Source organism: Rubrivivax gelatinosus, assembly GCF_016583785.1.
Classification (GTDB): Bacteria; Pseudomonadota; Gammaproteobacteria; order Burkholderiales; family Burkholderiaceae_C; genus Rubrivivax; species Rubrivivax gelatinosus_B.
In genome coordinates this window covers 1-10,942 of the sequence record NZ_NRRU01000142.1, presented here as the reverse complement: position 1 = coordinate 10,942, position 10,942 = coordinate 1, and the positions used below count along the sequence as shown (strand labels likewise).

General features: G+C 73.5%; 5 protein-coding genes. 2 read left to right on the top strand and 3 right to left on the bottom strand.

Features of this window, described 5'->3' with window-relative positions:
• Positions 1–25: 25 nt before the first annotated feature.
• Together CKO43_RS23530 and CKO43_RS23525 are read right to left on the bottom strand one after the other, a co-directional pair.
• Entirely contained in the window at positions 26–1,270 is a 1,245-nt protein-coding gene (locus CKO43_RS23530; protein ID WP_200380165.1) for an EAL domain-containing response regulator, read from the bottom strand.
• Positions 1,260–3,986, bottom strand: a complete 2,727-nt coding sequence (locus tag CKO43_RS23525) for an ATP-binding protein (RefSeq protein ID WP_200231305.1) — start codon at positions 3,984–3,986, stop codon at positions 1,260–1,262. The genes CKO43_RS23530 and CKO43_RS23525 overlap by 11 nt, the downstream gene beginning before the upstream one ends.
• Positions 3,987–4,159: 173 nt before the next feature.
• Between CKO43_RS23525 and CKO43_RS23520 the strand changes: the two genes are divergently transcribed.
• Together CKO43_RS23520 and CKO43_RS23515 are read left to right on the top strand one after the other, a co-directional pair.
• Entirely contained in the window at positions 4,160–5,314 is a 1,155-nt protein-coding gene (locus CKO43_RS23520; protein WP_200380164.1) for a helix-turn-helix transcriptional regulator, read from the top strand.
• A 164-nt stretch (positions 5,315–5,478) separates the two neighbouring features.
• The gene (locus CKO43_RS23515) at positions 5,479–7,497 is read left to right on the top strand and encodes a response regulator (RefSeq protein ID WP_200380163.1); all 2,019 of its coding nucleotides are present in this window, start codon (positions 5,479–5,481) and stop codon (positions 7,495–7,497) included.
• A gap of 34 nt (positions 7,498–7,531) precedes the next feature.
• Here CKO43_RS23515 and CKO43_RS23510 read toward each other — a convergent pair whose 3' ends face one another.
• Positions 7,532–10,867 carry a hypothetical protein gene (locus CKO43_RS23510; protein WP_200380162.1) on the bottom strand — a complete coding sequence of 1,112 codons (3,336 nt, stop codon included), beginning with the start codon at positions 10,865–10,867 and terminating at the stop codon, positions 7,532–7,534.
• Positions 10,868–10,942: the final 75 nt, after the last annotated feature.

Genomic DNA, 10,942 nt, shown 5'->3' with positions numbered 1-10,942 from the left:
GTGCTGCAGGGCCGGGCCGGCGCTTTCAGTGCGCGCCGGCCCGGCCCTGCAGCACCCGCTCGGCCAGTTCCGCCGGCGCGCAGGCCGGTGCCAGCGCGTCGCCCTGGCCGAGCTCGCAGCCTTCCCACTTGAAGAACTGCGCGTCCTGGGCCGAGGCGATGCCGTCGGCGATCGACACCGCGTGCAGCGTCTGCGCCAGCGCGATCAGCGACCGCGCCACGGCCATGCGCTCCGGCTGCTGGCTGATGCCGCGCACGAACAACCGGTGCAGCTTCAGCCGGTCGGGCACGACGCCGCTCAGCTGCGGCAGCGAGATCGTGCTGGCGCCGAAGTCGCTCAAGGTCAGCGTCACGCCGGCCGCACGCAAGGCCTCGACCGCCGGCCGCACCGCGGGCGCGCTGGCCAGCAGCGTGTTCTCGGCGACCAGCAGGTCCAGCGTGCCGGGCGCCAGCCCGGCGGCACGCACCGCTTCGACGATGCGGCGGCTGGCATCCGGCTGCGCCAGCGTGTCGCCGACCAGCGGCACCGACACGCGCAGCGGCCGGCCCAGCGCCGCGCTCCAGGCCCGGGCCCAGAACAGCGCCTGCTCGAGCAGCGCCTGCGCGAAGCGTTCGGCCAGCTGGCCGTCGCCGGCGGCCTGGCGCACACGCGCCGCCGTCAGCAGCCCGGCCGAGCTGCGCCACTGCGGCACCAGCTCGACGCCGACGATCTCGTAGCTGGCCAGCGCGACCTCCGGCTGCACCTGCAGCAGCGTCGCGCGGCCCAGGTCCAGCGTCGCCAGCTCGTCCTGCAGCGGGTCGTGCGGCCGTTCGACTGCTGCCGCCGGCATGCGGCCGGCGCGCAGCTCCAGCGTGTGGCGGTAGGCACGCAGCCCGGTGATGACGATCGAGTTCAGGCGCTGCGCGGTGATCTCGGTCTTCAGGAAGTAGCCGTTGATCTCGTGGCCGTGCATCACGTCGGCTTCGGGCGCGACGCCGGGCTGGCCGGTGCGCAGCACGATCTGCATGTCGGCGTTGCCCAGGCGCTGGCGGATGTGTTGCACCAGCAGCAGCCCGGCGTCGTCGGTTTCCATCACCACGTCGACGAGCGCGAGCGCGACGTCCGGATGCTGGCCGAGCAGCTCGCGCGCCTCGGCGGCGGAGCCGGCGACGAGCAGCTCGATCTCGCGCTCCTCGAAACGCAGCCCGGCGAGGATGAGCCGCGAGACCTCGTGCACCATCGGCTCGTCGTCGACCAGCAGCACCTTCCACAGCCCGGCTTCAGGGTTCATCGCCACGCGTCCTCGGCAAGGCACCCAGTATGCGGCCCACGTCGGGCGCATGCCGCGCCACGCGTGCGAAGCGCAGTGCGAAGCGCGCGCCGCCGCCGGGCGCGCTGTCCAGCGCCAGCGTGCCGCCGAGCTGGCGCGTGACGATCTGGTTGACGATGTACAGCCCGAGCCCGCTGCCGCCCTGCAGCCGGCGCGTCGTGTAGAAGGGCTCGAAGACACGCGCACGCAGCGCCGGGTCTATGCCGCGGCCGTTGTCGACGACGTCCAGCCGCAGCTCGTCGTCGTCGGCCTCGGCGCGCAGCAGCAGCCGGCGCGTGCCGGCGGCGCCGGGCTCGAAGGCGTGCTGCACGGCGTTCAGCGCCAGGTTGGACACCACTTGCGCCAGCGCCACCGGGTAGCTGTCGAGCACGAGCCCGGGCGCGATCTCCACGCGCAGCTCGATGCCGGCTTCGGCAATGCGTGGCGCCAGCGCCGCCAGCGTCTCGTCGACGGTCTCGCGCAGGTCGAAACGGCGCCTGGCCTCGGGGATGCGGTCGACGGCGAGCTGCTTGAAGTTCAGCACCAGCTGCGCCATGCGGGTGGCGTTGGCCAGCAGCAGCCGGGCGGAGCCGGCGGCGTCGGCCAGGCAGCGGCCGAGCGCGCCCTCGTCGAGCCGGCCCTCGGCGCGCGCCTGCTGCGCGGCGGCGATGCGGTCTGACAGGAACGAGGCGCTGGTCACCGAGATGCCCACCGGCGTGTTGATCTCGTGCGCGACACCGGCGACCAGCGCGCCCAGCGAAGCCAGCTTCTCGGTCTCGACCAGGCTCTCGCGCGTGCGCTCGAGGTGCTGCAGCGACTCCAGCAGCTCGCGCTCGCCCTGTTCCTGGGCTTCGTGCGACAGCACGATCCACCACGCGCCCAGCGAGGCCACGGCCAGCGTCGCGGCGTACAGCCGCAGCATCACGCGCACCAGCTCGTCGCGGGTGGCGGCGTCGTGCAGGTCCATGAAGCGGTAGGTCAGCAGGAAGGCGGCGCCCAGCACCGCGGCGACCACGCCCAGCAGCCCGAGGAAACGCCCGATGCGGCGCAGCAGCTGCGGCTTGAAACGCGCTGGCCGCGGCGCCTCGCCAGCGGCCGGGCGTTTGCAGAAGTCGTGGCAGTGCAGCTCCAGGCCGCAGCACAGCGAACACATCGAGCCGCGGTAGAAGGGGCAGTGCACCATGTCCGGCGCCTCGTACTCGCGCTCGCAGATGCAGCATTCGACCAGCGTCGTGCGCCCCATGCGCCGGAAGCGGTCGTCCTGGCGCGCCAGGTACCAGCGCCCGCGGGTGGCGTAGCCGAGCACGATCGCGGCGACGAAGGACACGCCCAGCGCGACGAAGCCGAAGAAGGCGCGGCCCCAGGGCCCGAAGGCGCCGACGTAGGCCAGCAGCGCGGCGGCGGCCGCGATCGCCGTCGCGCCGCAGCCCACCGGGTTGAAGTCGTGCAGGTAGGCGCGCTTGAACTCGACGAAAGGCGGGCTGATGCCGGTGCGCTTGAGCACCACGAGGTCGGCGACGAGCGCGCCGATCCAGGCGATCGCCACCGTCGAGTACACCGACAGCACCGTCTGCAGCGTCTCGAAGATGCCCAGCAGCGTCAGCAGCAGCGCGATGAGCACGTTGAACACCAGCCAGACCACACGCCCGGGGTGGTAGTGCGCCAGCCGCACGAAGCAGTTCGACCAGGCCAGCGAGCCGCTGTAGGCGTTGGTGACGTTGATCTTCACCTGCGAGACGGTGACGAAGACCGCGGCCAGCGCGAGCGCCAGCCCCGGGTCGGCGACGACCTGGCGGTAGGCGTGCACGAACATGTGCGCCGGCTCCACCGCCTGCGCGGCGCTGGCGCCGGTGCGCAGCGCGAGCACCGCCAGCAGGCTGCCGAGCGTGACCTTGAGCGCGCCGATGACGATCCAGCCCGGGCCCGCCATCAGTAGCGCCGCCCACCATTCGCGCCGGTTGGCGGCGCTGCGCTCGGGCAAAAAGCGCAGGTAGTCGGCCTGCTCGCCGATCTGGGCCGCCAGCGCCAGCAGCACGCCGGCGGCGGCGCCGAAGAGCAGGGGGTCGAAGGCGCCGCGGCTGCCGTCGAGCCCGGCGTACGAGGTCCAGACGCCGACGATGGACGGGTCCCGGTACAGGATCAGCAGCACCGGCAGCACCAGCAGCGCGACCCAGACCGGCTGCGTCCAGGCCTGCAGCTTGTTGATCGAGGTGACGCCGTAGAAGACGATGGGCACGATCACCAGCGAGCACAGCAGGTAGCCCAGCGGCAGGCTGAGGCCGGTCGCCAGATGCAGCGCCTGCGCCCAGATCGCGGTCTCGAGCGCGAAGAAGATGAAGGTGAAGCTCGCGTAGATCAGCGAGGTGACGGTCGAGCCGATGTAGCCGAAGCCGGCACCGCGTGTCAGCAGGTCGATGTCGACGTTGAAGACGGCGCAGGCGTAGGCGATCGGCAGGCTGACGAGGAAGATCACGACCGAGACCACGGCGATCGCGGCCATCGCGTTCTGGAAGCCGTAGCTGAGCGTGATGCTGGCGCCGATCGCCTCGAGCGCGAGGAATGAGATGCCGCCGATCGCCGTGTTGGCCATCACGCGCGGCGGCCAGCGGCGGTAGCTGCTGGCGGCGTGGCGCAGTGCGTAGTCTTCCAGCGATTCTTTCGCTACCCAGGACTGGTATTCGCGCTTCACTCGAAGCATCGTCGCGTGCCCGCAGGTGCCGCGGCGGGCCCCGATGGCCCGAGGGTAGCGGCAGCGTCCGGCCGCTCCCCCTGGCTGTTTCCCGCCCCCGCGCCCGGCTGGATGCGGATTGACATCTGGTAAGCGCGCACCAGAATCGTTCAGCCGTCCCGCCGCCAGGAGTGCCCAGACCCATGGCTCGTACCGCCGTTTCCGCGCCGGAGATTCCGTCGCCCGCAGCGCTTGCCGGGCTGGTGCGCGCGATCCACGCCGCCGGGGTGGACGACGAGGCCTGGCCGGAGGTGCTGGACCGCCTGCGCCGGCACTTCGACGCCCAGGCCGTGACGCTGGTGCACCACGAGTTCCTCGGCGGCGGCGAGGTCACGCTCTACGAGTCGACGACGGGCGGGGCCGGCGGCCTGACCGAACACGCGGCGCCCAACCCCTGGTTCATGTCCAGCTGCGACTACCAGCCGGGGCGGGTGATGACCGGCGACGAGCTGATCAGCACGCCGGCCTTGCGGCGCACCGACTTCTATCGCGACGTGCTGCAGCCGCGTGGCCTGCTGCACCTGCTGTGCGGCGTGGTCGACCAGCGCCAGCGCGGCGCGCACGTGCTGGCGGCGTACCGCGCCGAGGATGCTCCGGCCTTCGGCGCCGGCCAGAAAGCCGAGCTGGCGCTGCTGCTGGAGCACGTGACGCTGTCGATGCGCAGCCAGTGGCGCTGGCAGGAGGCGCACGACCTCGCGCACGCGCTGCTGCGGCTGTCGGACCAGGACGCCAACCCGGCCATCCTCGTCAGCGCCGAGGCCGAGCCGCTGCACACCAACCCGGCCGGCTCGCGCCTGCTCGAGGGCCGCCTGGGCCTGCGGGTCGACGGTGGCCGCGTCGTCGCCGCGAACCCGCTCGAGCGCCGGCTGCTCGCCGAGACCATCGCGCGCGTGGCGCAGGAGGCCCCGAGCCCCGAGGCCACGCGCCCCGCGGTGCTGACGCTGGCCGGCGCGCCGGACGAGCCGGGCATCGTCGTCGTCGTGCGCCCGGTGGGGTCGGTCTTCCGCCGCCACGCGGGCGGCACACGCGGCCTGGCGATGCTCGCCGTGCGCGGCGCGCAGCAGCGCCACGACCCCGCCAGCTGCGTGTTCGCGCGCCAGTTCGAGCTGACCGCGGCCCAGGCCCGGGTCAGCGCGCAGGTGTTCGCCGGGCAGTCGCTGGCGACGATCGCGCGCTCGCTGGGCCTGTCCGAGAACACGGTGCGCAGCCACCTGAAGCAGGTCTTCCAGAAGACCGACACGCACAGCCAGATGGAACTGGTGCACCTGCACGCACGGGTCTGCCCGACGCTGCCCTAGCGTCGGCGGCGCGACCAGGCGGCGGGCACGCGCCTTGCCGCCACGGCCCTTCATCCGCCACGCAGCAGCGTGGCGCGCTGAGGGGCCAGTCCAATGGATGTCCAGACCTTGATCCCGACGCACGGCGACCGTGCGCGGTCCGTCGGGCGATGACATCCGATCTCGTGGGCACGCCGAGACCGTGGCAGGCCTACGCCGTGGCCCTGGTCTCGACGGCGCTGGTGCTGTGGGCGCGCATCGCGCTCGACGAGGTGCTGGGCGGCCAGCCGACGCTGATCATCTTCGCGATGCCCATCATGCTGAGCGCCTATCTGGGCGGCCTGAAGGCCGGCCTGCTGGCCACGGCGCTGGCGTTCGCGGCGACGACCTACTTCCTGCTGCCGCCGCTGCACAGTTTCGCCGTCGCGTCGGAAGTCGAGCGCTGGCAGCTCTTCTTCGTGCTGCTCACCGGCGTGCTCATCAGCGTGCTGAGCGCTGCGCTGCACCGTGCCCGGCGGCGCACGGAGGCCCTGGTGCAGGAGCTCGCGCAGCACCGCGCTCATCTGGAGCAGCTGGTCGCCGCGCGCACCGCGCAGCTGGAGGAGTCGAGGGACGCCGCCGAAGCCGCGAACCGCGCGAAGAGCCTGTTCCTCGCCAACATGAGCCACGAGATCCGCACGCCGATGAACGCGATCATCGGCCTGACGCACCTGGTGTCGCGCGACCTCGCCGACCCGGTGCAGCGGGCGCGGCTGCACAAGGTCGACGGCGCGGCGCAGCACCTGCTGAAGGTCATCAGCGACATCCTCGACCTGTCGAAGATCGATGCCGGCAAGCTGGTGCTGGAGGATGCCGAGTTCTCGCGCGACGAGTTCCTGACCGGCGTGCTGGCCATGGTGCACGGGCAGGCGCGGGCCAAGGGGCTGGAGCTGGTGCTGGACAGCGGCGCGCTGCCCGAGCGGCTGCACGGTGACGCCAAGCGCCTGGCGCAGGCGCTGCTCAACCTGCTGGCCAATGCCGTCAAGTTCACCGAGCGCGGCTGGGTGCGGCTGCGCTGCGAACGCGTCGCCGAGCGCGGCGAGCAGCTGCAGCTGCGGTTCGAGGTGCGCGACACCGGGCCCGGCATCGCGCTCGAGGACCAGCCCCGGCTCTTCAACGCCTTCGAGCAGGCCGACAACTCGGCCACCCGGCGCCACGGCGGCACCGGGCTCGGCCTGGCGCTGACACGCCGGCTGGCCACCCTGATGGGCGGCGAGGCAGGGATGGAGAGCGTGCCCGGCGTCGGCAGCACGTTCTGGTTCACCGCCTGGCTGGGCCGCGGCTGCGGCGTGGCCGAGGCGGTGGAGCTGCCGACGACCACGGGGCTGCACGCGCTGCTGGTCGACGACCTGCCCGAAGCGCTGGGCGCCATCGCCGATCTGCTGGCGATGCTGGGGCTCGAGGTCGAGGCCTGCCCGGGCCCGGACGATGCCTTGCAGCGGCTGCGCGAGGACCTGGCGGCCGGGCGGCGTCCGGACGTGATGCTGATCGACTGGCGCATGGTGCCGATGGACGGCATGGCGACGCACAGGGCCATCGGCGAGCTGCTCGCGCCGCCGCTGCCGCCGAGCATCCTCGTGACGGCCGACGATGATCCGGAACTGGCGCGGCTGGCACGCGAGGCGGGCTTCGACGCCGTGCTGGTGAAACCGATCACCGCCTCCAGCCTGAACGACACGCTGATGCGCGTGCTGCGCCGCCGCACGCCGGTGCCGGCGCTGCTGCCGGCGGCCGATGCCGGCAGCAGCGCCGAAGCCGAGCTGCGGCGCCGGCATCACGGCCAGCGTGTGCTGCTGGCCGAGGACAACCCGGTGAACCAGGAGGTCACGGCCGCATTGCTCGACATGGTGGGCCTGCTCGTCGACACCGCCGACGACGGCCTGCAGGCGGTGGCCCTGGCCTCGACGCGCGCCCACGCCCTGGTGCTGATGGACATGCAGATGCCGCACCTGGACGGCATCGAGGCGACGCTGGAGATCCGCCGCCGGCTGGGTGATGCGCTGCCCATCCTGGCGATGACCGCCAACGCCTTCGGCACCGACCGCGCCGCATGCCTGGCGGCCGGGATGAACGACCACATCCCCAAGCCCGTCGACCCGCAGCTGCTCTACGAGACCTTGCTGCGCTGGCTGCCCGACCGCGGCCCGGGTTCGGCCGCGGGCTGAATGCCGCCCGTGCCGGCGACCTCCGCGGCCGGCCTCAGCGCTCGACGCTGCGCCGCAGCACGCCGGAGATCGTCAGCACGAACAGCGAGGTGACGTAGGCGCCGAGCAGCGAGTAGAAGGCCGAGCCGAGGCGCCAGCCGACGGCCTCGGCGTCGCCGCTGATCGTGCAGCGATCCTCCTGGTGCAGGTCGAGCAGCGGCACCATCGCGTCGAGCGCGTAGACCAGCGGCTCGATCTGCTCGCCGCAGCGCAGTTCGGAGACGGCACCGGGCGCGGCATCGGCGCGCCGTGTCGCCTGGACCGGCTCGCCGTGTTCCAGCATCACGACGTCGGCGACCGCGCGGCTGTCGACGACGAGCGTCGGAACGCGGCCGAAGTCCCAGACGACGCTGGCGCTGCCCAGCGGCAGCACGCGCAGGCCGCCGTGGTTGGCGGCGTCGAAGAACCAGGCGCCGGCGAACCAGACGGCGAGCACGGTGACCACCGCGTGGCGCCAGAACAGCCCGAACTGGAACGGCAGTTCGAGCGCCCCGTACAGCGTCGCGGCGAGCAGCGGCCGCCGCGCGGCCATGTCGCGGCGCTGCGCCTTCAGTTTCTCCAGCAGCACCCGGCGCGCCGCTTCTTCGTCGCCGCGGCGGTTGAGCACGCCGACGAGCTGCTCGTGCGCGCGCGGGTTGAACGGCTCGTCGCGCGGCGCGTGCGCCTGCAGCCACTTCAGCCGGCGCTCGGCGAGTTCGAGGCCGTAGAGGCCGCGCGGCGCGCCGGCGCCGGGTGTCGCCTCGGCGTTCAGCGCGCTGCGCGGCGAGGACGCGCGCAGCCCGTCGGCCAGGTCGTCGTAGACGAAGCCCGCGAGTTCGGCGCGCACGCGCGGGGCGGCACCGTCGGCGTCGTCGCCCCAGGAACGGCCGTCGTCGTCGTCGAGCGTGTCGCAGCGGCAGCCGCCCAGGCGCACGCGCACCGGCAGGTGTGCGCCAGCCTCGCCGCCGGTCTCGACCCGTGGCCGTGACGCGGCGACGACGAGGCTTTGGCGGGCCTCGGCGTCGTCGCTGCGCTGCCAGTCGCCGCTGAGCTGGTGCCAGCGCTCGTCGGCGCTGCGCGGGCGGTAGCGGCGCAGCCCGCCGCCGGCGTCGGCGAACGGCGGCTGGGCGAGCTTGGCCAGCGAGCGGTCGGCAGTCATCGTGACCTGGCCGTCGGCGGCGATGTGGAAACTGCTGGCGAACAGCTCGGCCTGGTAGACCAGCGTCGCTTCGCAGTCCCAGCCGCCGCCGTCGGCGGCGCGTGCCGACGGCGGCTGCAGCTGCGCCTCGACGGCGGCCTGGGCCTCGGCATCGGCGGCCTGCAGCCAGGGCGCCGACGCTGCCGGCTCGGCCAGCACGAACGAGGTCTCGGCGCCCCACAGGCAGCCGCAGAACAGCCGCAGGTAGTCGACGGCCTGGTCGGCGTTCTGCAGCGTCAGCCCGAGCGGCGCGTTCGCATCGTGCAAGGCGGCCGAGTTGCCGTCGAGCCGGCCGTAGAACGAGTGCTGGGCCGAGACGATGAAACTGGCGATCTCGAACTCGGGCGCGGCGTCCGCCGCGCCGCCGTCGACGCGGCGGTGCAGCTCAACCAGTGTCGCGTCGGGGTAGCAGCGCAGCACACGCTCATGCAGTTCGAACCGGGCGTCGGCGGCCTGCAGCCAGTCGGGCAGCCGAGCCGGCACCCGCGCCACGCCGGTCTCGGGTTCGCGCACGAGGCGGTCGATCTTCAGGTCGCCGACGACCCGTGCGTCTTCGAGGTTGAGCTCGGCCACGACGAGCTGCGAGTTGACGCGGCGGACATGCAGACGTGTCACCGCGGCACCGGTCGCCACACCGCCCTCGAACAGCCCGGACGACAGGTCGACCGGGCCCAGCAGTTCCCCCGGCAGCAGCGTCTGCGCCCGGACCCGCAATCCGACGGCGGCCATTTCCTCGACGGCGGCGTCGCGCAGGTCGAGCCGGCCGTCGATGCGGCCGCGTGCCAGCGCGACCGACACGAAGCGGCCGTGCAGCACGAGGTCGTGGCCGACGCTCGCCGAGTCGGCGCGCAGCCGCAGCGCGGCCGGCTGTGCCGCCCAGACCTCGACCGAGTCGTCGCAGCAGAGCGAGCGCAGGTCGAGTTCGCCGTCGGCGCGCAGCGTCATCGTGTTGCTGAAGCGGGCTTCGCGCAGCGCGATATCGCGCGGCCGGCCGGGCTCGACGCAGATCAGCGTGCCGCCGCAGGCGGCGTGCAGGTCGACGGCGCCGAAACCGCCGCCGAGGAACAGCGATGGCCCGAAGGTCGCGAAGGTCAGGTCCAGCGCCGGCGCCGCGGCGCCGTGGGCGGTGAAGTTGGCCTCGTTGCCGACACGCAGGGCCCGGGCCTGCACCGGCTGGCGGTCGACATCGACGTACAGGTCGCCGCCGACCTTGGCGTTCGACAGCGTCAGCGCCGGTGCGCTGCCGGCACCGGGCGACGGCGCGGTCGACGCCAGGTCGATCACCAAGCCCTGGCCGACACGGATGTCCACGAGGTTCAGGGCGCCGTTGGCGATGAACGGCAGCACGCGGCCGCCGCCATGGCCGGGCCGCATCGCGACACCGCCGGCCACCTCGCAGCGCTGGCCCATCAGCGCTTCGCCGCTGCCGGCACCGTGCAGCTCGGCGGCTTCGAGCCAGACGTCGCCGCCGACGCGGCGCGGCAGCCGCACGCCGCCGCGTGCGACGAAGCCGGCGCGCAGGTGCAGCGAGCCGCCGACGACGGCGTCGCGCATCAGCAGTGCCATTGGGGCGGGCTGGTGCGCCGGGTGCGCCGGGTCGGGCGCGAGCTCCAGCTTCGCGCCCAGGCCGTGCACGCTGCCGCGCACGGCCGCGCCGCTGGCGTCGATGCGGCACAGCGCGCCGTCGGCCGGCGCGGCCAGGCCGCTGAAGTCGAACTCGCCGTCGATCTGCGCCTCGCGCAGGTCGAGGTGGGACAGCCGGCAGTCGACCAGCGACAGGTGCGCGATGCGCGCATGCGACAGGTCGATGTCGGGCAGCGGCCGCTGCTGCGGCTGCGGCGGCACGCCGCCGGCGTCGAAGCGGCAGCCACGCAGCACCAGCGGCGGGCACGCGGCGTCGCCGCGCGGGGAGTGCGCGCGTGTCAGGTCGAGCCGGCCGGCGATGACGGCGTTGGCCACCACCAGCCCGCAGGGCAGCAGCGCGGCTTCGGCGGGCTTGCCCGGTGTCTCGACCGGCACGCCGAGCAGCAGCAGGCGCAGCGCCTCGGCGCGCAGCGTGCGCGAGCCGAGCGCCGCCGGCGCGGCGGCCAGGTCGGCAACGCCACCGGCAGCGCACTGTTGCAGGACCCACTGTTCGGCGGCGTCGAGACGCATCGGACCCCTTGGCTGGCGCGGGCCAGACTAGCACCGCGGCGGCGGCGGTGGGGCCCCGCGGTCCGGGGCCGGCGC

What these genes read in the sequence shown, in the direction of transcription:
- CKO43_RS23530 (WP_200380165.1), bottom strand. Translation starts at nt 1,270, where the DNA reads ATGAACCCTGAAGCCGGGCTGTGGAAGGTGCTGCTGGTCGACGACGAG.
- CKO43_RS23525 (WP_200231305.1), bottom strand. Translation starts at nt 3,986, where the DNA reads ATGCTTCGAGTGAAGCGCGAATACCAGTCCTGGGTAGCGAAAGAATCG.
- CKO43_RS23510 (WP_200380162.1), bottom strand. Translation starts at nt 10,867, where the DNA reads ATGCGTCTCGACGCCGCCGAACAGTGGGTCCTGCAACAGTGCGCTGCC.
- CKO43_RS23520 (WP_200380164.1), top strand. Translation starts at nt 4,160, where the DNA reads ATGGCTCGTACCGCCGTTTCCGCGCCGGAGATTCCGTCGCCCGCAGCG.